This is a genomic window from Nioella sp. (assembly GCF_964229645.1).
In the GTDB taxonomy this organism is placed as follows: Bacteria; Pseudomonadota; Alphaproteobacteria; order Rhodobacterales; family Rhodobacteraceae; genus Nioella.
In genome coordinates, this window is the sequence record NZ_CAXREX010000328.1 from 31224 (window position 1) to 51722 (window position 20499).

The window sequence follows — 20499 nt, forward strand, 5'->3', positions numbered from 1 at the left end:
ATGATGAGCCGATCCCTCAGACGTTTCTGGAAAGACGAAGGCGCCTCGGTCGCGCTGGAAGCCGTGATCGTGACCCCGATCCTGGCCTGGGTGTTTGTGGCCAGCTTCGTCTTCTTCGACGCGTTCCGCGTCTACAACACGTCGATCAAGGCGACCTACGCGGTGGCCGACGTGCTGTCGCGGCGCACCAGCGAGATTGCCAGCTCCGACATCGAGGGACTGGCGGACGTGTTCCAGTTCCTGACCCGCAACACGGCTGGCTCGGCCCTGCGTGTGACCCAGATCACCCGCCAGCAGGGCGGTTACAGGATCGACTGGTCGCATGGCACGGATGGGCTGACCTATATCCGCGCCAGCGACTTCCCGAATTTCATCGACCGCATTCCGATCATGGCGTTTGGCGACCGGATGCTGCTGGTGGAAACCTTCCTGCCGCATCGCCCTGCCTTCAGTGCCGGGCTGGCCGACCAGGAATTCGTGAACTTCACCATCACCCGCCCGCGCTTTGCCGGCCAGGTGCCGTTCAACGCCGATATGGGCAATTCCTATGTCTATTCGAACAACGGAACGCCGACGGGCCAGGATGGGTTCTACTATGTCACAGAAGAAGGCGGCGCCGACCCCGCGCATGACCCTGACTGGGACGTCGACCCCGTCTGACACCAATCACGTCGATATCTGACCGTTCCGTGTCGTGGCCTTGCGTTTCCTTTCCGCGGGAGCCTGTCTAAACTCTCCTCCGAAGCACTTCCGGCCGGGCAAGGAGAGGTCATGCGCTATTCGGGTTGGCAGGTCATCAAACAGGGCCTGTCGGGCAATCGGGGCTGGACGCCAGCCTGGCGCGATCCCGCGCCCAAGGCGGAATATGACGTGGTCATCATCGGCGGCGGCGGACATGGGCTTGCCACGGCCTATTACCTGGCCAAGGAACACGGGCTGACCAATATCGCGGTGCTGGAAAAGGGGTACCTCGGCGGTGGCAACGTGGGCCGCAACACCACCATCGTGCGCGCCAATTACGGGTTGGAGGGCAATTCCCAGTTTTATTCCCATTCCCTGAAGCTGTGGGAAGGGCTGGAGGCCGATCTCAACTATAACGTGATGCACAGCCAGCGCGGCATCGTGAACCTCTTCCATTCCGACGGTCAGCGCGATGCCTATGCAAGGCGCGGCAACATGATGATGAGCCAGGGCGACGATGCGATCCTTCTGGATCGCGACGGCTGCCGCCAGCTGATGCCCTTCCTCGACTACGAACAGACCCGGTTCCCCATTTTCGGCGGCCTTTACCACCCGCGCGGGGGCACCGCGCGCCACGATGCCGTGGCCTGGGGCTTCGCGCGCGGGGCCGATCAGCGGGGCGTCGATCTCATCCAGAAATGCGAGGTGACGGGGATCGATGTCGAAAACGGCAAGGTCACGGGCGTGCAGACCACGCGCGGCGCGATCCGCGCCAAGAAGGTCGCCATGTGCGCTGCGGGCCGCTCGGGTCAGGTGGCGGCGATGGCGGGCATGCGCCTGCCTATTGAAAGCACAGTGTTGCAGGCCTTCGTGACCGAGGGGCTGAAGCCCGTGATCGACAACGTAATCACTTACGGCATGGGCCATTTCTACATCAGCCAGTCCGACAAGGGCGGGCTGGTGTTCGGCGGTGATATCGACTTTTACGCCAGCTACGCCGCGCGCGGGAACCTGCCCACGGCGGAACATGTACTGGAGGCGGGGATGACCCTGATGCCGATGATCGGCAAGGCCAAGATGCTGCGCAGTTGGGGCGGGATCATGGACATGTCCTCGGACGGCTCGCCCATTATCGACAAGACCCATATCGACGGGCTCTACGTCAATGCGGGTTGGTGCTATGGCGGCTTCAAAGCAACGCCCGCCTCGGGCCATTGCTATGCGCATCTCATTGCTACCGACCGCCCGCATGAGGCGGCAACGCGCCACCGGCTGGACCGGTTCAACACGGGCCGGATCATGGACGAAGAGTCCAAGGGAAGCCAACACAACCTGCACTGAGGGACACAGACGATGCGTATCAAATGCCCCATCTGCGGGGACCGCGACAGCCGCGAATTCACCAACAAGGGCCATGAGACCTATCTCGACCGCCCCTCGGACGACGCATGGAGCCCCGCCTGGGACAATTACCTGCACCTGCGCGACAACCCCGCGGGCGTGACCCGCGACCTGTGGTATCACCACGCGGGATGCACCAGCTGGCTCGTGGTCGAGCGCGACACCACCACCCATGACATCCTGCGCGTTGAGCTTGCCGCTGACGCCAAGCGGGGGAACGCCTGATGCGGATCGAGGGTAAAGGCCGGGTCGATGTGTCGACCCCGGTGACATTCAGCTTCGACGGGCAGGGATATACCGGCTTCAAGGGCGACACGCTCGCCTCGGCGCTGCTCGCGTCGGGCGTCAGGCTGGTGGGCCGGTCGTTCAAGTATCACCGCCCGCGCGGTATTCTGACCGCGGGCTCGGAAGAGCCCAATGCCCTGGTCGAGATCGGGCGCGGCGCGGCACAGGTGCCGAACGTTCGCGCCACGGTGCAGGAAATCTACGACGGGCTCGACGCCCACAGCCAGAACCACATGGGTCCGCTGGCCTGGGACCTTCTTTCGGTCAACGATCTCTTCCCGAATTTCCTGAGCGCCGGGTTCTATTACAAGACCTTCATGTGGCCGCGCGCCTTTTGGGAAAAGCTCTATGAGCCGGTCATTCGCCGCGCGGCGGGCCTTGGCGCGCTGTCGGGCAAGCACAACCCCGATCACTACGAGAAAGCCTTCGCCCATTGCGATATCCTCGTGATCGGTTCGGGCCCCACCGGGCTGATGGCGGCGCTGACGGCGGCGCTTGGCGGGGCGGATGTGATCCTTGCCGAGGAAAGCGACGCCTTTGGCGGTCGGCTCTTGTCCGAGGACGAAGAGATTGACGGCCAGCCCGGAGCGGACTGGGTGGCCACGATGCTCGACGCGCTGCGCGACACGGGCCGGGTGCGGCTCATGTCCCGCACCACGGTGACGGGGGCCTATGACCAGGGCACCTACGGCGCGCTGGAACGGGTGGGTCTGCACGTAAATGGCCCCGCCGAGCTGCCCAAGGAATGCTTCTGGCGCATCAATGCGCGGCAGGCGGTTCTGGCGGCAGGTGCGCTGGAACGGCCGCTGGCCTTCCCGATGAACGACCGCCCCGGCATCATGATGGCCAGCGCCGTGCGCAGCTACCTGCATCGCTACGGCGTGGCGGCGGGGCGCAAGGTGACGCTCTTTGCCACCAATGACGATGCGCACCGCACCGCGCTGGACCTCATGGGCAGCGGCATCGAGATTGCAGGCGTCATCGACAGCCGTCCCGATGCGAAGGCGCAGGGCGACTACCCGCTTTACGCCGGGGCCGAGGTGATCACCACGAAGGGCCGCAAGGCGCTGTCGGAAATCACCATCCGCCACAATGGGGCCGAGCAGAAGATCGCCACCGATTGCCTTGCCATGTCCGGTGGCTGGAACCCGACCCTGCACCTGACCTGCCACATGAACGGGCGGCCTGTCTGGAACGAGGAAATCGCGGGCTTCGTGCCTGCCCCCGACGCGGTGCCGGGGCTGATCCCGGCGGGGGCCTGCCAGGGCACCTATTCGACGGCGGGCTGTCTGGCCGAGGGCGTGGAGGCCGCGAAAAAGGCGCTGACTGCGCTTGGTGGCAAACTGCCCGAGGTGGAGATACCGCAGGCGAGCGACGCCGTGGGCGGGTCGAAGCCGCTCTGGCTTGTCCCGGGCAAGGGCCGGGCCTGGCTCGACTTCGCCAATGACGTGACCTCGAAGGACATCAAGCTGGCCGCTCAGGAAGCCTTCACCTCGGTCGAACACATGAAGCGCTACACCACGCAGGGCATGGCGCCGGATCAGGGCAAGAATTCCAATATCGGGGCGCTCGCGATCCTGGCCGATGCCACGGGCCGTGCGATTCCGGAAACCGGGACCACGACCTATCGCCCGCCTTTCGTGCCGGTGTCGATCGCGGCCATGGGGGCCGGTGCGCAGGGCAAGGGCTTCGCGCCCGAGCGCTTCACCACCAGCCACGACGCCAGCATCGAACGCGGCGCGCCGATGATCCCGGCGGGGCTGTGGTATCGCCCCAGCTACTTCCCGCGCGCCGGTGAAACGACCTGGCGGCAGGCCTGCGACCGAGAGGTCGACATGACCCGCGCCGCCGTGGGCGTCTGCGACGTGTCCACCCTTGGCAAGATCGACATCCAGGGGCCCGAGGCGGGCGCGTTTCTGGATCTCGTCTATACCAACATGTTCTCGACCCTGAAGGTGGGGCGTGTCCGTTACGGCCTGATGCTGCGGGAAGACGGGCATGTCATGGATGACGGCACAACCGCGCGGTTGGGCGAGAGCCATTACGTCATGACCACCACCACCGCAGCGGCGGGCGAGGTGATGAAACACCTTGATTTCGTTCAGCAATGCCTGCGGCCCGACATGAACGTCCGCTTCATTTCAGTGACCGAGCAATGGGCGCAGTTCAGTGTCGTCGGCCCCAAGTCGCGCGATCTGCTGAACGGGTTGCTGGATGCCCCGATCGACAATGAGAGCTTCCCCTACATGGGCTGCGGCGAGGTCAGCGTCATGGGGGTGAAGGGGCGGCTATTCCGCATCTCCTTCTCCGGTGAACATGCCTATGAAATCGCGGTCCCGTCGCGCTATGGCGATGCGCTCTACCGGCAATTGGTGACGCAGGCCGAGACGCTTGGTGGCGGCGCCTACGGGATGGAGGCGCTCAATGTCATGCGGATCGAGAAGGGCTTCATCACCCATTCGGAAATCGACGGGCGGATCACGGCCTTCGACCTCGGTATGGGGCGGATGATCTCGGCCAAGAAGGACTGCATCGGCAAGGTCGCGGCCAGCCGCGAAGGGCTGGTTGACCCGGCGCGCCCGCAGCTTGTGGGGCTCAAGCCCGTGGGGGCTGTGAAGCAGCTGACCGCTGGCGCACGCCTTTACGATGCGGACCGGGAGCCGACACGGCAAAACGACCAGGGATACGTGACCTCGGTCGGCTTCTCGCCCACGTTGGGCCATTTCATCGGGCTTGGGTTCCTGGCCGATGGGCCGAACCGGTTGGGCGAGGTCGTGAAGATGGTCGATCATGTGCGCAAGGTGGAAACGACGGTAGAGATTTGCAGCCCCGTCTTCCACGATCCGGAAGGGGAGAAACTGCGTGGTTAAGCTGGTGGAAAAATCCCCTGTCGAAGGGCTTTTGCCGATGGAAATCAATGGTTTGTCCTTGACGGAGCTGGTGCCCGGCGCGATCACGTCGGTGATGCCCTACGCGGGCCAGAAGACCGCCGCCTCCGAGGCGCTGAAGGCGCTGGTCGGGGCCGCGATGCCGGGGCCGAACCGGAGCACGGGGCGCGAGGGCGCCCGCGTGGTCTGGACCGGGGCCGGGCAGGCGATGGTGATCGGCGCGGCGCTCGATCCATCGCTGGCGCAGCATGCCGCCATGACCGATCAAAGCGACGCCTGGACGGTTTTTCGCCTGGAAGGTCAAGGGGTTGAGGACGTCCTGGCGCGGCTCACTCCGCTCGACCTGAACCCGGGCGTCTTCAAGCGCGGACATGCGGCGCGCAGCCTTCTGGGCCATATGAACGCGATCTTCGTGAAGACGGCCAATGACGCCTTCGACATCCTCGTGTTCCGCTCGATGGCGCGCACGGCGCTGCATGAATTCGACGTCGCGATGAAGGCGGTGGCAGCGCGCAAGGCACTGGTCTGAGGACCCGAAAACAGGGGGGCGCCATGCGTGCACCCCCTGTGCACCCCCCGTACACCCTCCGTGCAGACGAAACGGCGTTTCGGGGCCCGGATCAGAAGATCCGGTCGCCCATCTGGTCGATCATGGACTTGGCCTTGCCCACGGCAGCCTCGGCGGCCTGGTCGGCCGTGTGCAGCACATCGGCGCGGATCAGGTGGTGGCTTTTGACCTCGCCCCCGATCTCTTTCTCGACCCGCGCGGCCAACCGGTAGCCGTCGGGCTCCTTCATCGGCTCGGGGTGGATGGTGAAGCCCTTGTAGGTGACGGGCTCTGGCCCCTTTGGGGCGTCGGACCCGCCGAAGAGTTTCTTGAAAAGGGACATGGCGCGCTCCTGACCTGTTGCGGGGCGAGTGAAGCAAAGGCGGCGGGGGATGTCCACCGGGGGGCGGCTGTCAGTCCCCGCTGCGGGGGCGCAGCACCAGCTTGAGGATCAGCAGGACCCAGGGCGCACCGTGCAGGGCGAGGTCGAAGATGTCGATGGGCCGGGACAGCGTGCCCGCCGCCAGCATCTGGAGCTTTTCCCAGACATGGGGTTCTGGCGTGAACGGCGCGAGGCCGAGCGTGAGGCTGGCCAGAAGCAGAAGGCCCAGGGGGAGCCCGTCGAGAAGGCGCTTGAGATGGGACATGGGCGGGCTCCTGCGTGGATCGGGCGGAGTGAAACAGGCCGGGTAGGGGATGTCCATGGGATTGTCATACAGGCAAAGGCGGGGACTTGGCGTCGTCGCCGGACAGGTGTCGACAGATAACAACATGAAAGGGCGTGACAGGATGGCGGTCTTCGGCCAGCGCGGAATCAAGGCGAAGCCGCCGCGCCATCGCCGACGCGCCCCCACGCGGAGGCGATTTGGTGAGGCTGGGCGCTGTGCTTAAAGGGTCTGCGGGGGTTGAGAGATAAAGTGCCACAATCCGGAGTTCAGATCGCCCCCGCGCGCGTCGGAGATGGCGGTTGGTTTAGGGGCAGGACTGTCCAATCTATGGCTTGCTACAAGCTTGCCACCATTTCCTTAGGTGTTTTCACCTCTTTAAGGCCCAACTCCCGCAACTGAGTCATTTTGTTTTGAAAGTCTCGTTTGTTCGACGCAATGAACACATCCCGACCAGAATCAATATGCGCCCACAACGTATGGACGTCGCACCATACATTCCGCCAATTCTTATAGTATGCCGAGTGGAGATCAGCGTCGCTCAGCGACGCTGGAAGGCTTCTTGGTGTCGATCCACCAATTATTTCCCAAATTGCGTCTCGCTCACATGAAAAGTTTTCGCCCACGATTTTGCACATGCCAATATAGGTCAAACCGACAACGGCGGGGCCGAGAACCAGAGGCAAATCACTCCATCCAAGATTTTCGAGTCGTTGGTTGAAGAAATTGGCAGAAGCAGGAAATTCCTTGCTGCCTTTCAACGTCTCAGACGCTGACACCGTTGTGATTGCAACTTCGACCATCTTCTTACGATGAAGGTTGATCAACTGCTCGACGGAAGTCGCCTGATCCTCTTGGTTCTCGAACGAAATTACACAGTTCCAATCGAATGTGATCGTCTTCATCAAGATCCTTCCTGAAAAAAGGCGCCCCGCAGGGCGCCCTTCCTAATCACTGATCGAGGAAACTCCGCAGTTTTCGGCTGCGGCTCGGATGCTTCAGCTTCCTGAGCGCCTTCGCCTCGATCTGGCGGATGCGTTCGCGGGTCACGCTGAACTGCTGGCCCACTTCCTCGAGCGTGTGGTCGGTGTTCATGCCGATGCCGAAGCGCATGCTCAGCACACGTTCTTCGCGCGGCGTGAGGGAGGCCAGAACGCGGGTCGTGGTTTCCTTGAGGTTTTCCTGGATGGCGCTGTCGAGCGGCAGAACGGCGTTCTTGTCCTCGATGAAATCGCCAAGCTGGCTGTCTTCCTCGTCGCCGATCGGCGTTTCCAGCGAAATCGGTTCCTTGGCGATCTTCATCACCTTGCGAACCTTTTCGAGCGGCATTTGAAGCTTTTCTGCCAGTTCTTCCGGCGTCGGTTCGCGGCCGATCTCGTGCAGCATCTGGCGGCCGGTGCGCACCAGCTTGTTGATCGTCTCGATCATGTGCACCGGGATGCGGATGGTGCGGGCCTGGTCGGCGATCGAGCGGGTGATCGCCTGGCGGATCCACCACGTCGCGTAGGTCGAGAACTTGTAGCCGCGGCGGTATTCGAACTTATCGACCGCCTTCATCAGGCCGATATTGCCTTCCTGGATGAGGTCGAGGAATTGCAGGCCGCGGTTGGTGTATTTCTTGGCGATGGAAATCACGAGGCGCAGGTTGGCCTCGACCATTTCCTTCTTGGCCTGGCGGGCCTCTTTCTCACCCTTCTGGACCTGCTGCACGATGCGGCGGAATTCCGAGATGTCGAGACCGACATAGGTGCCGACCTGGGCCATGTCGGCGCGCAGTTCCTCGACCTTGTCGCGCGAGCGTTCCAGCAGCGCCTGCCAGCCCCGGCCCGACTTGTCCGACATCCGGTCGATCCAGGTCGGGTCAAGCTCGTAGCCGCGGTATTCCTCGATGAATTCGCGGCGGTTGATGCGCGCCTGGTCGGCCAGTTTCACCATGCCCGAGTCGATCGACATGACACGGCGGTTGATGCCGTAGAGCTGGTCGATCAGTGCCTCGATCCGGTTGTTGTGCAGGTGCAGTTCGTTCACCAGTTCGACGATCTCGCTGCGCAGCTTCTGGTATTCGGCTTCTTCCTTGGCGGAAAAGCTGGAATCCTCGTTCAGCGTGGCCGAGATCCGCAGGTCCTGCATGTCGGACAGCATGGCGTAATCGGCGGCGATGCGGTCGAGCGTTTCCAGCACGCGGGGCTTGAGCGCCGCTTCCATGGCCGCGAGGCTCATATTGGCCTGTTCGTCATCATCCTCGTCGTCATCGGAGGCGATCGGGTTGCCGTCGGCGTCGAGCTCTTGCTCTTTTTCCTTCTTCTCGGCGGGGGCGGCATCGGTATCGACCGTGCCCACGACTTCTTCCTCGTCGTCGCCTTCCAGCGACCGGCCGAAGGTGGCGTCGAGGTCGATCACGTCGCGCAGGAGGATCTCTTCTTCCAGAAGTTCGTCACGCCAGATGGTGATGGCCTGGAAGGTCAGGGGGCTTTCGCAAAGCCCCGCGATCATGGTGTTGCGGCCAGCCTCGATGCGCTTGGCGATGGCGATCTCGCCTTCGCGCGACAGAAGTTCGACCGAGCCCATTTCGCGCAGATACATGCGCACCGGGTCGTCGGTGCGGTCGAGCTTCTCGGTTTCGGTGGTCGAGACCGCGACTTCGCGCGAGCTGGAGGTTTCCACGACGGCGGTCGAACCCTGTGCGTCGCCGTCTTCCTCGGCTTCCTCGTCCTCGATGACGTTGATTCCCATTTCCGAGAGCATCGACATCACGTCTTCGATCTGCTCGGAGCTGACCTGGTCGGGCGGCAGCACGGTGTTGAGCTGATCGTAGGTGATGTAGCCACGCGTGCGGGCCTCGGCGATCATCTTCTTGACGGCGGTCTGGCTCATGTCGAGGCTGATTTCGGCCTCTTCGCCGTCGGATTTGCGATCGTCGGTATCTTTGGCCATTCGGTATCCCCTTCGCGGGCGAGGTGATTCGCCCCTCGCGTTGAAAACATGTCTTAGCGCGAATCACTGATTCGCACACCCGGCTAGCGGGTTTTCTTACTTGCTTCCGCCTTTGCCAACACCTCTCGGAAGGCAGATCTGGCTTCCTCGCTGTCTTCCGTGGCGTCGGTGGCACCGGCGGCCTTGGGCGTGTCGGCTTGCTGTCGCGCCCTCAAGGCGGAATTGAGGCGCCAGTTGAGCCGTGCTTGATCGGAGCTTTCGAGATCCATCAGCGCCTCTGCCATCTCGTCCTGGATGCCGCGCCGCGCAGCGAGTTTGGCAAATTCCTCGGCCAGGCATTGGGCCGCTTTCTCGGTATCGCCGGGCGCGCGCACACAGGGCGCGATACGCACGTGGCCAAGTGACAGGAGCTTTTCAAGGGTCTCGGACAAATTTGCCCGCGCCAGTGCCGCGCGCAGCGCCTCGGGGTCGCGCTCGGTGGTGCCAAGCAGGAAGCCTGCCAGGCGGGCCTGATCGGGGTCGGCGGGCTAGAGCCGTTCCAGCGCGTGTTCGAACTCGTCGATCATCGAGGGCGTTCCGCAGAGCGTGGCCAGGATCAGCGCCGTGCGCATGTCGATATCGGACATGGCACCCGCCGCCAGCGGCGTGGCGCGGGTGGCTGCCATCGGCGTGGCCGCGGGCGCGCCGCGCCCCGGACGCCAGCCGCCCCCGCCTGCACCCTGGCCATTGCCGCCCCGGCGGTTGCCGCGGAACAGCTGGAAGCGCATGTCATTGAGCACATCGCCATAGTGGCGACGCAGCGAGGGGTCCTTGATCTGGCCCACGGCCTGTCGCAGCGCCTTGTCGAGCGCGGCGCGCCGTTCGGGGCTGTCGAAGACCCTGCCCTCGGTTTCGCGCTGCCACAGCAGCGTGACCAGCGGCTCGGCGCGATCGAGCAGATCCTGCATCGCGCCCGGTCCACGCGCCTTGATCAGGTCGTCGGGGTCCTGGCCCTCGGGCAGCAGCACGAAGCGCAGCGACTTGCCCGCCTCCAGCACCGGCAGGGCGAGGTCGATCAGGCGCATGGCAGCACGGATGCCCGCCTTGTCGCCATCGAGTGCCACGATGGGTTCGTCCGAGATGCGCCACAGAAGTTGAAGCTGCGTCTCGGTGATCGCGGTGCCAAGCGGGGCCACGGCGGCCCCGAACCCGGCCTGCGACAGCGCGATCACGTCCATGTAGCCCTCGGCCACGATCAGCCGCTGGCCCTTGCCCGCCGCCTCACGCGCGGGGCCGTGATTGTAGAGCGCCCGGCCCTTGTCGAAGAGCTCGGTTTCCCGGCTGTTGAGGTATTTCGCCCGCGCGTTCGGGTCCATCGCGCGCCCGCCGAAGCCGATGCAGCGCCCGCGCGGGTCGCGGATCGGGAAGGTGATGCGGTCGCGGAAGGCGTCATAGGGCGCGCCGCCATCGTCGGGTTTGGTTGCGATCCCGGCGGCGACGATCAACTCGGGGTCAAAGCCCTTGTCCTTGAGTGCCTGGAAGGCCCCTTGCCGGGCATTGGGCGCATAGCCGATCTCGAAGCGGTCAAGCGCGGCCTGGTCCAGCCCGCGCCGGTCGATATAGGCGCGCGCATCGGCCCCCGCGCCGGAATTCAGCTGCATCCGGAACCACCCCACGGCGGCCTCGGTCACCTTGGCCAGTTCCGTCCGGCGATCGGCCTTCTCCTGCGCGCGCGGGTCACGGGCGGGCATGGTCATCCCCGCTTCGCGCGCGAGGATTTCGACGGCCTCCATGAAGCCTACGTTTTCCGTGGCCTGGATGAAGCTGAGCGCATCGCCCTTCTCGTGACAGCCGAAGCAGTAATAGAAGCCCTTGCGATCATCGACGTGGAAACTGGCGGTCTTTTCCTGGTGGAAGGGGCAGGGCGCCCACATGTCGCCCTTGGCCTGGTTCGACTTGCGCTGGTCCCACATGACCTTTCGGCCCACCACCTGCGAAAGGGATGTGCGCGTGCGCAATTCGTCGAGGAAACCGGGGGGCAGACTCATGGGCGCGAGTATCCGCCCGCCGCGAGGGCTTGTCCAGCGGTCCCGGCGGGGCGGCTTTTTCTCAATTTTGCCACAATTGCGCCCGCATTCTGCCCGGAATGAGGTTCAAATGAGGCGCCCAGGGGGCGTTTCTTTGAAGGAACGCAAGATGTTTGCCACTTTCCTTTCGTCCGAAGCCGGATCCGTGACCGTTGACTGGACCTTGCTGACCGCCGTGCTGAGCGGCCTGTCCGTTGCCATGATCGGGCTTCTGTCCGTGGCGGCGCAGACGCCCACCAACGCGGTCAATTCCACCCTCAACGCGGATGTGATCGGCCAGCATTCCAGCTTCGACTGAGCTTTGCGCTCGACGCGGCGGGCGGGCAGGGGCATTCTGCCCTTCATGCTGCACCAGATCGAGATCGCGACCCGGGGGCCGGGGCTTTACGAATTCACCCGCGAGGCCGCGGGCTGGCTGACCGGGATCGGCGCCGAGGAGGGTTTGCTGACGCTGATGGTGCGTCACACCTCGGCCTCGATCCTGATCCAGGAAAATGCCGACCCCGAGGTGCAGGCGGACCTGACGGCCTTCTTCGGGCGGCTGGTGCCGCCCACCAGCGATCCGTCGATGGCCTACCTGACCCATACCTATGAAGGGCCCGACGACATGCCCGCCCATATCAAGGCGGCGCTTCTGCCGGTGTCCCTGTCGATCCCGGTCACCGGCGGGCGCATGGCCCTGGGCACCTGGCAGGGGATTTACCTGATGGAACACCGCGACCGGCCGCACCGCCGCGAGGTGGCGCTGAAGTTCCTGCAAGGCTGACCTGAAGGCCACCCCGGCAGGCCCATCATCTAGGGGTGGCAAATCTCCTCTACCCAAGGACTCGCGGCTCGCCTATAGTGCCTGTGGATAACTGGGGCGACAGACCCCAAAGGCAGAGCAGAACGAGAGAGGGGGACTGGCCCATGCGGTGCCCATTTTGCGGAAATGTCGATACCCAGGTGAAGGACTCGCGCCCGGCCGAGGACCATGTTGCGATCCGGCGGCGGCGTTTTTGCCCGGCCTGTGGCGGACGCTTTACCACCTATGAGCGCGTGCAGCTGCGCGACCTCGTGGTGATCAAGACCAACGGCAAGCGCGAGGATTTCGACCGCGACAAGCTGGAACGCTCGATCCGCATCTCGATGCAGAAGCGCCCCGTCGAGCCCGAACGCATCGACCAGATGATCTCGGGCATCGTGCGGCGGCTGGAGAGCATGGGCGAAACCGACATCCCCTCCAAGACCATCGGCGAGATCGTGATGGAGGCGCTGGCCCGGATCGACACCGTGGCCTATGTGCGCTTCGCCAGCGTCTACAAGAATTTCCAGGCGGCCGATGATTTCGAGGATTTCGTGGCCGAGCTGAGGCCGCCCACCACCCCCGAAGGCTGACCCATGACCCAGGACGACGCCCGCTGGATGCGCCTTGCGCTGTCGCTTGGCGCGCGCGGGGCGGGCCGGGTCTGGCCCAACCCCGCCGTGGGCTGTGTCATCGTCAAGCAGGGCCGCGTCCTTGGCCGGGGCTGGACCCAGCCCGGCGGCCGTCCGCATGCGGAAACCGAAGCGCTGGCGCAGGCGGGCGAAGCGGCGCACGGGGCCACCGCCTATGTCTCGCTGGAGCCTTGCGCCCATCACGGTCAGACCCCGCCCTGCGCGGATGCGCTGGTGCGCGCCTCGGTGGCGCGGGTGGTGATCGGCCTGCGCGACCCCGATCCGCGCACCGATGGGAGCGGCATGTCCCGGCTGCGCGCGGCAGGGATCGCCGTGACCGGTCCGATCCTGGAAGAGGATGCGCGGCGGGCGCATCGCGGGTTTCTCAGCCGGGTCCAACGGGGCCGACCGTCGCTCACGCTCAAGCTCGCCAATTCCTTCGACGGGCGCATCGCCACGGCCACCGGCGAAAGCCAGTGGATCACCGGGCCAGACGCGCGCCGCGTCGTGCATGCGATGCGCATGCGCCATGACGCGGTCATGGTGGGGGCGGGCACCGCGCGCGCTGATGACCCTGCGCTCACCGTGCGCGGGCTTGGTGCCCGTCATCAGCCGGTGCGCGTCGTGGTCTCGCGCCATCTCGACCTGCCACGCGACGGCGCACTTGCGCGAAGCGCGCGCGAGCTGCCGCTCTGGATCCTGCATGGCGAGGGCGCGGAACAGGGTGTCCAAACGGCCTGGCAGGGTCTAGGCGCCCGGCTTCTTGCCGTTCCCACGGGTCCGGGCGGCCAGGTCGATCTTGTCGCCGCCCTTCAGGCGCTTGGCCGCGAGGGGCTCACCTCGGTGTTCTGCGAAGGCGGCGGCGCACTTGCCGCCTCGCTTCTGTCGGCCGATCTCGTCGACGATCTCGTCGGCTTTTCCGCGGGTCTCGTGATCGGTGCCGAGGGGCAGCCCGCGATCGGGGCCATGGGGCTTGCAGAACTGTCCGAAGCCCCCCGTTTCCAGCTGCGCAGCACGCGCCCGGTCGGGGCGGATATCCTGCACGAATGGACGCGCCCCGCTTCTTCTTTGTGACAATACCCCGGGGGAGTCGCCGCCAGGCGACGGGGGCAGCGCCCCCAGCATTTTCCGCCGCGGAAAATGTCCCGCGATCCGGAACGGATCGCGCGCGTCGGCGCACCCGAAGGGGCGCGGCGAAACCCTATCCGCGCCAGAGCCACGCCTGTCCCGCGAACCAGCCTTGCAGCTTGGCCAGGGTCCGCAGACGCAGGGCCGGGGCCGGGATCTGGCCCGAGGCGAGCCGCTCCACCACCACCTCCACCGGGCAGGGCCGGCCCGTCACCGGGTCGTGGTAGCGCGGATAGGCGATGAGGGTGGCATGAACCAGCGCCGCCAGCGAGGGCCGCGCGCGCCGGCGCGCCGGGATCGCGCCCAGGTCCTCGGTCAGGCCCCATCCGGCATAGAAGGGGGTGCCCGTCACCGTCACGGGCACGCCGCGCAGAAGCGCTTCGAAGCCCAGGAGCGAGGTCATTGTCACCACCCGGTCGGCGCGGGTGATCAGCGCCATCGGATCGGCGGATTGGGCCACGTGATCGGCGAGACCTTCCAGCTCTGCCGCCTCGATCCGGCCTGCGCGCAGGCCCGCTTCCACGTCGGGATGCGGCTTGTAAACGAGGAAGGCTTCGGGATGTCGCGCCCGCGCGCAGCGCAACAGCGCCAGGTTGGTGCAGATCTCGCCCGCCCCGAGCCGGATCGAGGCATCGTCCTCGACCTGTCCCGGCACCAGCACGACCTCGCGCCCCCCCGTTTCGGGAAGCTCCGCCCGTCCCGCCAGGTTGTACTTGCTGACGCCCGTTGCCACGAGCGCCGCAGCCAGCCGTTCGGCGCGCACCAGCCGTTGGGGGGGCAGGGCCGCGGCCTCGGCGATGAGCCGCTCCAGCCGGCTTGGGCGGGTCGGGTCGTAGTAGATGCCAAGGTCATCGGTCACCAGTGACAGGGGCGGCACCAGCTCTGCCCCCAACCCGCGTGAGCGCAGGAACCCGTCCTCGACGCGGGCAAGCGGCAGGGCGGCCCGCGCGCAGGCCTCGCGCAGGGCCTCCGTTTCCTTGCCCGCCCAGACCAGCACCGGGCGTCCGGGCCGGGTGGCGGCCTCTGGGCTGTCTGCGAAGCGCAGGGCAGGGCCGGAGGTGGCAAAGACCTTTTGCAGCGGCGCGCGCTTCCAGGCGCGCATGCCCAGGGCCACGTGCCCCTTGTGGTCCTGCCGCCAGGCGCGGGCCTCGGCCTCAAGCGTGGCCAGCACGTCCTCCAGCCCGCACAGCCGGTCTCGGTAGGGATCGTACCAGCGCGGGTAGAGGATAAGCGCGCCCGCGACCAGCTGCGCCCGCGTCAGGCGACGGCGGCGACGGTCGATGGGGGCCCGGTCCTCGGTCAAACCCCACCCGGCATAGAAGGGCTGGCCAAAGACCTGCGGGCGATGCCCGGCAAGGATCGCCTCGAACCCGAGCTGCGAGGACACGGTATAGACGGCGGTCGCGCCCTCCATCAGCACCCAGGGGCTGAGCGGCGCGGTGCATAGCTGAATGCGCCCGGTGGCCGTTTCCGGCCCGTAATGGCCCGGTCGGTGGCCGCCTGCGGTTTCCGGGTGGGTCTTGACCACGATGCGCGCGCCCGGGTTTTCCTCCTGCGCCAGGACCAGCATTTCGCGAAACGTGCTTTCCGACGCGCCGCCAAGCCGGATCGAGGCATCGCCACGGGTCTGGTCGATGACGAGGACATAGCCCGGCTCTGGCGCGGGCAGGGTCGGATCGACGGCGGAATACTTGGTCAGATCCGCGTCCTTCATCCGGGCGATGGCATCGCGCGCCCGGTTCAGAAGCGCGGTGTCGTCGAGCGGATGGGTCGCCAGCAGATGTTCGAGATCCGAGGGCTGGCGGCTGTCGAACCAGGCCCCGCGCCGGTCGATGGTCAGGCCAAGGGGCGGCTCGCCCGAGCGGCCGGGATGGAGCGAGCGCAGGAAGGCGTCCTCGACCCGCACGATCGCGGCCCCGCTGGACGCGGCCACCTTCTCGGCGCGCGCGGCATAGGGGCTGTGGCCCCAGGCCAGCATGTCGTCATCCGGGCCGGGCTTGCCAAGCGCCAGGTCGAAGCCGGAGAGTTCCAGGATACGGCGCACGCGCCGGTTGGTCAGGAACCCGCCGGTGACATAGAAGGCCCGCCGGGCAGGGGTGCCGGCGGGCCTTGTTTCGGGCGTGCCCGTCATGCCTGTCAGTCGGAGCCGAGGCTGCTGATCGACCCGGCGGTGGCAAGCGTGCCGGTCAGCGCGCTGATCACCTGGTTCCACTGGGCGAACGGTGCCACGGTCACATAAAGCGTATCCTGGTCGCGGATCACGAAGTCGCGGGCCTCGAACATGCCGTTGGGCTCGGTCAGGTCGAGCACGTAGATCATGCGCTGCGTGCCCACGATGTCGTCGCGGCCAAGCACCTGCCGGGCAATGGCCTCGGGTTCGTTGCGCAGGACGAAGACACCGGTGGGATCTGCGAGGTTCGCGTTCAGGCCCCCGACGATGGCGATGGCCTCGATGGCCGAGATCGTCTGGGTGTCGAAGGGCACGCGGGTCTGGGTGTTGGTGGCCCCGAGCGCGGTGAAGGACCGGGTATCTTCCTCGACGAGGATGCGGTCATTGGCACGCAGGGCGATGTCCAGCTCGGGGTTGGAATAGAGGTCGTTGAACCAGATCACGCCGGTATGGTCGCCGCGCACCACGGTCACGCGGGCGATCTCGGGCTCGACGGTGACGCCGCCAGCCGCCGCCAGCATGGCCGAGAGCGTGCGGGTCGGGCGCTCGATCGGGTAGACGCCCTGGCCGCCCACGACGCCTGCGACCGAAACGGTCGCGCCGTTTCCGGCCACGCGGCGCACGATGATCTGCGGGTCCGGGGTCTGTTCGTCGAGTGCGCGGGTCAGGATCTGGCGCAGCTGGTCGGGCGTATTGCCCGCCGCGCGCACCCGGCCTGCATAGGGCACAAAGATGAAGCCCGCGCCATCGACCTGCACGTCGTCGAGCTGCGTGCTCGGGGCGCCCTGGGCGCCGAGCAGCGGGTCGGTCACGTTTTCCCAGATCGACAGTGACAGCGTATCGCCAGGGCGGATCGTGTCAGAGCCGAGCTGGCCTGCGTTGACGAAGTCGGAACTGAAGCCCAGGGCCTCGACCACGGCGGTCGCGCGCAGCACCCGGTCATTGACCGAGACCACGAATGCATCGCCTTCGCGCTGGATCGAGCCTGCAAAAAGCTCGCGACGATTGGGGCCGGATCGCGGAAGGCCACATGTGGCCACAAGCGACACGACCACCAAGAGGGCGACCAGACGCGCCCCTCGGGAAGCCATCGATTTCACGGATTTGGCTCCTTATTGCCTGTACTGCCTCGTTTATATTTTTGTGCACCCTAGCGAATTTCTTTCGGCAAGGCCAGTTTTCATTAGTTAACGACCCGCAGGTGTTGCCGTGGTGCCGGGCGCCCTGCATTGAGCGCGTCATAGGGATCTTCGGGCGACAGCATCATATCGACCACCTGGCGCAGCAATTGCCGCCGTCCGCGGGCGGAATAGAAGCTGCCGGTGATCTGCGAGGTTTCCAGCAGGTAATGCCGGTAGTCGCGATAGGCGCGGCTGTCGGGGCGGGTGGGCAGGTGGAAAAACTCTTCCAGTGTCTGGGTCGAGACGAACTCGGGCTTTAGGTAGACCGCCGTGCCGAAGGCCTTGAGCGGCAGGCCGCGCCAGAGCGCCTGTTGCGCCGCGGTGGAATTGACCGTGACCGCGCTGCGCGCATCGTCGAGCAGCCGCGCCAGCTTGCCCCCGCGCACGTAATGGACCCGCGCGGCGATGCCGTGCTCGCGCGCGAGGCGGGCGATGGTGCGCCGGATCGGCGCGCGCCCGTCTTCCAGCGGATGCGCCTTTAGCACCAGGTGGTGATGCTGCGGTGCGCCCTTCGCGAAGCCCTCGATGATGAGATCGAGGAAGTCGGTCATGCTGTCGAAGGGACCGTGGTTCTGGAACGAGGCGTCATGTTCCAGCTGCAACAGCGCGATATGGTAGGGAAAGCCCCCGGTCTTGATCTTCCAGGTGGCGTAGATGCGGCTGGCGGCATAGGCGGGCATCAGTGCGATCCGGCGCAGGTAGAGCCGAAGCTCGCGCGCGACGGTGATGTTTCGATGCGGGCGGAAGTTGCGGTAGCCGCGATTGAGGAACATCACGAACCAGTGGTAGAGCGCGCCGTAGAAGATGTGCTGGCGCATGTCGCCCCACCGGGCGGGTGCGTCGGGCAGGTCGAGGTCGAGATTGCGCAGCGCGTCCTGCATCTGGGCAACCGTGGTGTCCATCAGCCGCGAATGCCCGTTGGCCCCGCCGCGTTCATAGGTCACCCAGTAGGGGCGCAGGTAGCCTTCCTCGAAGACATGCACCGTCAGGCCGCGGGCGCGGGCCGCGTCGACGGCTGCCGCGTGGATGGGGCGCGTGTCGCCATAGAGCACGATATCGGTGATGGCCTTGTCATCCAGCAGGCGATCAAGGCGCGCGGGCCAGTCCTCGGGCCTGTCGCGGAAGGGGATGTAGCTGGCCCGGTGGGGCCAGAAGGCGCTGTCGCCCTGGTTGAAGCCCACGCGCCACACCGACGCCCCCGCAGCCCGCAGCATCCGGCCGAGACGATGGAAGAATGGCCCGTGCGGGCCCTGGAGAAACAGGAAAGAGCGGGTCTGGGCCGCAGGAGTCGGCACGGGGAACCTCTTGGACATATGACACTCGTAACGAACGCCGATCAGGATTGCACCTGTCATGGGCACCATGAGGGCCGCTTTGTGCCGGGATTATGACCCTGCACGGGGCTTGTTTGAACCCCGGGAGAAAGCTAGGTGAATGGGACAGGACCAAGAAAACGCGGGGACCCCATGTTCACGGGCATCATTACCGATATCGGCCGGATCGAACGGCTGGAACATCGCGGCGACCTGCGCGCACGGATCGCGACCGCCTATGACACGGCCACGATCGACATCGGCGCTTCGATCGCCTGCAACGGGGTCTGCCTGACCGCTGTTGCGCTCGGGGCCGGCTGGTTCGACGTGGATATCTCGGCTGAAAGCGTGTCCAAGACCAATATCGGTGACTGGACCGAGGGCAAGCGCATCAACCTGGAACGGGCGCTGAAGGTGGGCGACGAACTGGGCGGGCATATCGTGTCGGGCCATGTCGATGGCGTGGCCGAGATCGTGGCCGCCCGCGACGAGGGCGACAGCCTGCGCCTGACCTTCCGCGCGCCCGAGGCGCTGGCCCGCTTCATCGCCCCCAAGGGGTCGGTGGCGCTCAATGGCACGTCCCTGACGGTCAACGAGGTCGATGGCTGCGATTTCGGGGTGAACCTGATCCCCCATACCCGCGAAGTGACCACCTGGGGCGAGGCTGCCGTTGGCGACCGGGTGAACCTGGAGATCGACACCCTGGCCCGCTATGTCGCGCGCTTGCAGGAATGGGGATGAGCCATATCGGTCATAATGGTGGCCCGACGCTGGAGCCGGGCTACGGCTTTCGCAAGGTGGCCTGGACCAAGGCGCGCAAATCGCTGCTGAAGACCCTGCCCATCGAGATCCTGCGTGTGCGCGTGGCGCGGGCCGAACGGCTCGGGATCGACTACAAGACCTATGCCTCGATCCGTGCGGCCTCGGGGCATGACGTGATCGCCTTCCTGTTTTCGGGCAACGCCCTGCAAATGGCCCCGGGCCGGGTGGCCCTGCCGCCTTCGGTGTCGGATCGACTGGCCCCGCTGGATGGCGCGGCCGAGCGGCTGGCCGCGATCTATGCCCCGGCGCATCCGGGGGCGGTGATGGCGGCCAATGCCGGCCTGCTTGACCATGCCGCGCCTGCGCCGCGCTTTACCGAGAGCTGGTCTGCCATGCGCGACCGCATTGCCGGGCTGGTGCGCGCGCGTGGCCTGCCTGCCGATGGCGTCGTGCTGGTCTCGGCCACGGCGGTGGAGCGGGAATGGTGCGCGGCGGGAAAGCTGGCGGGCGTGATCGAGGCTGAGCGCTTCTTTGCCGAAGGGCAACGGTTCTGACGATCCGGCACGTGGCGGGGCTGCCTTTCCGGCGGGACGCGCCTATCTAGGGAAAAGACGCGCGGCGCTTGTGCTGCGACCCGACCGGACCCTGACCCTTGACCAGCAGCCTTTTGCCCCTTCTGAAAATCGCGATCGTTCCGATCATGCTGCTGTCGATCCTGCTGCGCAATCGGGTTGCCAAACGCCGCCGGGCCGCCGACGAGGCCGAACAGAGGGCGGCGGTGCAATCGGCCCGCGCCGCAGTCGTGACGCTGGAGGGGCTGGACAGCGCCGGGCTCGGAGCCGTGATGGACCGGCTGGAGGCAGGCGAGCCACTGCAGGACCGGGACGGGCGTGCGTTGATCCTTTCGCGCGTAGCGGTGGTCCGGGCCGATGCGCTTTGGGCCGAAGGCCGATCCGGCCCGGCGCAGGAGGTGCTGAGCCGGGCGCTGGACACGGAGATGACCGACCGGGACCGCGCCGCCGCGCTGCTGCGCCTGGCCCGGCTGGAGGCCCGGCAGGGGCG

19 protein-coding genes and 1 pseudogene are annotated in these 20499 nt (G+C 66.0%); 12 read left to right on the top strand and 8 right to left on the bottom strand.

All coding sequences use genetic code 11. The features are described from left to right. The 5 genes from ACEQXV_RS20805 to ACEQXV_RS20825 all read left to right on the top strand — a co-directional run bounded on the left by ACEQXV_RS20805 (position 1) and on the right by ACEQXV_RS20825 (position 5784). Positions 1 to 660 carry a TadE/TadG family type IV pilus assembly protein gene (locus ACEQXV_RS20805; RefSeq protein ID WP_370253991.1) on the top strand — a complete coding sequence of 220 codons (660 nt, stop codon included), beginning with the start codon at positions 1 to 3 and terminating at the stop codon, positions 658 to 660. Between the two features lie 111 nt (positions 661 to 771). Further along, positions 772 to 2022: a sarcosine oxidase subunit beta family protein gene (locus ACEQXV_RS20810; RefSeq protein WP_370270784.1), complete on the top strand. Its 1251-nt coding sequence runs from the start codon at positions 772 to 774 to the stop codon at positions 2020 to 2022. A gap of 12 nt (positions 2023 to 2034) precedes the next feature. Next, the gene (locus ACEQXV_RS20815; protein ID WP_370270786.1) at positions 2035 to 2307 is read left to right on the top strand and encodes a sarcosine oxidase subunit delta; all 273 of its coding nucleotides are present in this window, start codon (positions 2035 to 2037) and stop codon (positions 2305 to 2307) included. Beyond that, positions 2307 to 5237: a sarcosine oxidase subunit alpha family protein gene (locus ACEQXV_RS20820; RefSeq protein WP_370270787.1), complete on the top strand. Its 2931-nt coding sequence runs from the start codon at positions 2307 to 2309 to the stop codon at positions 5235 to 5237. The genes ACEQXV_RS20815 and ACEQXV_RS20820 overlap by 1 nt, the downstream gene beginning before the upstream one ends. Beyond that, positions 5230 to 5784 carry a sarcosine oxidase subunit gamma gene (locus tag ACEQXV_RS20825; RefSeq protein ID WP_370270788.1) on the top strand — a complete coding sequence of 185 codons (555 nt, stop codon included), beginning with the start codon at positions 5230 to 5232 and terminating at the stop codon, positions 5782 to 5784. Before ACEQXV_RS20820 ends, ACEQXV_RS20825 begins: the two co-directional genes overlap by 8 nt. A gap of 91 nt (positions 5785 to 5875) precedes the next feature. Here the strand turns inward: ACEQXV_RS20825 and ACEQXV_RS20830 are convergent, their stop codons facing one another. The 5 genes and pseudogenes from ACEQXV_RS20830 to dnaG form a co-directional block, all read right to left on the bottom strand. Further along, a complete protein-coding gene (locus ACEQXV_RS20830; protein ID WP_370253978.1) occupies positions 5876 to 6145 on the bottom strand; it encodes an HlyU family transcriptional regulator in 270 nt (89 codons plus the stop codon). A gap of 70 nt (positions 6146 to 6215) precedes the next feature. Then, entirely contained in the window at positions 6216 to 6449 is a 234-nt protein-coding gene (locus tag ACEQXV_RS20835) for an RND transporter (RefSeq protein WP_370270789.1), read from the bottom strand. A 356-nt stretch (positions 6450 to 6805) separates the two neighbouring features. After that, on the bottom strand, positions 6806 to 7372 hold the full coding sequence (locus ACEQXV_RS20840) for a hypothetical protein (RefSeq protein ID WP_370270791.1): 567 nt from the start codon (positions 7370 to 7372) through the stop codon (positions 6806 to 6808). 46 nt (positions 7373 to 7418) lie between these two features. After that, positions 7419 to 9401 (bottom strand): RNA polymerase sigma factor RpoD, encoded by a 1983-nt coding sequence (gene rpoD / locus ACEQXV_RS20845; protein ID WP_370270792.1) that lies wholly within the window; start codon positions 9399 to 9401, stop codon positions 7419 to 7421. A gap of 83 nt (positions 9402 to 9484) precedes the next feature. Further along, positions 9485 to 11428 (bottom strand): annotated as a pseudogene (gene dnaG / locus ACEQXV_RS20850) (DNA primase). Between the two features lie 148 nt (positions 11429 to 11576). Between dnaG and ACEQXV_RS20855 the strand changes: the two are divergent. The 4 genes from ACEQXV_RS20855 to ribD all read left to right on the top strand — a co-directional run bounded on the left by ACEQXV_RS20855 (position 11577) and on the right by ribD (position 13957). Then, positions 11577 to 11765, top strand: coding sequence for a hypothetical protein (locus ACEQXV_RS20855; protein ID WP_370253573.1), 189 nt, complete (start codon positions 11577 to 11579; stop codon positions 11763 to 11765). Positions 11766 to 11810: 45 nt separating this feature from the next. Next, positions 11811 to 12233 carry a secondary thiamine-phosphate synthase enzyme YjbQ gene (locus ACEQXV_RS20860; RefSeq protein WP_370253574.1) on the top strand — a complete coding sequence of 141 codons (423 nt, stop codon included), beginning with the start codon at positions 11811 to 11813 and terminating at the stop codon, positions 12231 to 12233. A 143-nt stretch (positions 12234 to 12376) separates the two neighbouring features. Beyond that, positions 12377 to 12844: a transcriptional regulator NrdR gene (gene nrdR / locus ACEQXV_RS20865; protein WP_370253576.1), complete on the top strand. Its 468-nt coding sequence runs from the start codon at positions 12377 to 12379 to the stop codon at positions 12842 to 12844. A gap of 3 nt (positions 12845 to 12847) precedes the next feature. Beyond that, positions 12848 to 13957, top strand: coding sequence for a bifunctional diaminohydroxyphosphoribosylaminopyrimidine deaminase/5-amino-6-(5-phosphoribosylamino)uracil reductase RibD (gene ribD / locus ACEQXV_RS20870; RefSeq protein WP_370270793.1), 1110 nt, complete (start codon positions 12848 to 12850; stop codon positions 13955 to 13957). 127 nt (positions 13958 to 14084) lie between these two features. On the opposite strand, the gene ACEQXV_RS20875 is transcribed toward ribD, so the two are convergent. From ACEQXV_RS20875 to ACEQXV_RS20885, 3 genes are all read right to left on the bottom strand, one after another. After that, on the bottom strand, positions 14085 to 16142 hold the full coding sequence (locus ACEQXV_RS20875; RefSeq protein WP_370270794.1) for a capsular polysaccharide biosynthesis protein: 2058 nt from the start codon (positions 16140 to 16142) through the stop codon (positions 14085 to 14087). Positions 16143 to 16147: 5 nt separating this feature from the next. Continuing rightward, positions 16148 to 17272: a polysaccharide biosynthesis/export family protein gene (locus ACEQXV_RS20880; protein ID WP_370270797.1), complete on the bottom strand. Its 1125-nt coding sequence runs from the start codon at positions 17270 to 17272 to the stop codon at positions 16148 to 16150. Between the two features lie 92 nt (positions 17273 to 17364). Further along, on the bottom strand, positions 17365 to 18675 hold the full coding sequence (locus ACEQXV_RS20885) for a capsule biosynthesis protein (protein WP_370253580.1): 1311 nt from the start codon (positions 18673 to 18675) through the stop codon (positions 17365 to 17367). Positions 18676 to 18828: 153 nt separating this feature from the next. Between ACEQXV_RS20885 and ACEQXV_RS20890 the strand changes: the two genes are divergently transcribed. The 3 genes from ACEQXV_RS20890 to ACEQXV_RS20900 form a co-directional block, all read left to right on the top strand. After that, a complete protein-coding gene (locus tag ACEQXV_RS20890; RefSeq protein WP_370253582.1) occupies positions 18829 to 19416 on the top strand; it encodes a riboflavin synthase in 588 nt (195 codons plus the stop codon). Continuing rightward, the gene (locus ACEQXV_RS20895) at positions 19413 to 19991 is read left to right on the top strand and encodes a hypothetical protein (RefSeq protein WP_370253584.1); all 579 of its coding nucleotides are present in this window, start codon (positions 19413 to 19415) and stop codon (positions 19989 to 19991) included. Before ACEQXV_RS20890 ends, ACEQXV_RS20895 begins: the two co-directional genes overlap by 4 nt. 98 nt (positions 19992 to 20089) lie before the next feature. Beyond that, a partial coding sequence (locus tag ACEQXV_RS20900; RefSeq protein ID WP_370270795.1) for a hypothetical protein occupies positions 20090 to 20499 on the top strand: 410 nt, incomplete at its 3' end.

Bases quoted from the DNA above. Each gene is read 5' to 3' on its own strand.
- rpoD (WP_370270792.1), bottom strand. From the start codon at position 9,401: ATGGCCAAAGATACCGACGATCGCAAATCCGACGGCGAAGAGGCCGAA.
- ACEQXV_RS20835 (WP_370270789.1), bottom strand. From the start codon at position 6,449: ATGTCCCATCTCAAGCGCCTTCTCGACGGGCTCCCCCTGGGCCTTCTG.
- nrdR (WP_370253576.1), top strand. From the start codon at position 12,377: ATGCGGTGCCCATTTTGCGGAAATGTCGATACCCAGGTGAAGGACTCG.
- ACEQXV_RS20875 (WP_370270794.1), bottom strand. From the start codon at position 16,142: ATGACGGGCACGCCCGAAACAAGGCCCGCCGGCACCCCTGCCCGGCGG.
- ACEQXV_RS20880 (WP_370270797.1), bottom strand. From the start codon at position 17,272: ATGGCTTCCCGAGGGGCGCGTCTGGTCGCCCTCTTGGTGGTCGTGTCG.
- ACEQXV_RS20855 (WP_370253573.1), top strand. From the start codon at position 11,577: ATGTTTGCCACTTTCCTTTCGTCCGAAGCCGGATCCGTGACCGTTGAC.
- ACEQXV_RS20815 (WP_370270786.1), top strand. From the start codon at position 2,035: ATGCGTATCAAATGCCCCATCTGCGGGGACCGCGACAGCCGCGAATTC.
- ACEQXV_RS20805 (WP_370253991.1), top strand. From the start codon at position 1: ATGATGAGCCGATCCCTCAGACGTTTCTGGAAAGACGAAGGCGCCTCG.
- ACEQXV_RS20860 (WP_370253574.1), top strand. From the start codon at position 11,811: ATGCTGCACCAGATCGAGATCGCGACCCGGGGGCCGGGGCTTTACGAA.
- ACEQXV_RS20895 (WP_370253584.1), top strand. From the start codon at position 19,413: ATGAGCCATATCGGTCATAATGGTGGCCCGACGCTGGAGCCGGGCTAC.
- ACEQXV_RS20830 (WP_370253978.1), bottom strand. From the start codon at position 6,145: ATGTCCCTTTTCAAGAAACTCTTCGGCGGGTCCGACGCCCCAAAGGGG.
- ACEQXV_RS20810 (WP_370270784.1), top strand. From the start codon at position 772: ATGCGCTATTCGGGTTGGCAGGTCATCAAACAGGGCCTGTCGGGCAAT.
- ACEQXV_RS20820 (WP_370270787.1), top strand. From the start codon at position 2,307: ATGCGGATCGAGGGTAAAGGCCGGGTCGATGTGTCGACCCCGGTGACA.
- ribD (WP_370270793.1), top strand. From the start codon at position 12,848: ATGACCCAGGACGACGCCCGCTGGATGCGCCTTGCGCTGTCGCTTGGC.
- ACEQXV_RS20840 (WP_370270791.1), bottom strand. From the start codon at position 7,372: ATGAAGACGATCACATTCGATTGGAACTGTGTAATTTCGTTCGAGAAC.
- ACEQXV_RS20885 (WP_370253580.1), bottom strand. From the start codon at position 18,675: ATGTCCAAGAGGTTCCCCGTGCCGACTCCTGCGGCCCAGACCCGCTCT.
- ACEQXV_RS20890 (WP_370253582.1), top strand. From the start codon at position 18,829: ATGTTCACGGGCATCATTACCGATATCGGCCGGATCGAACGGCTGGAA.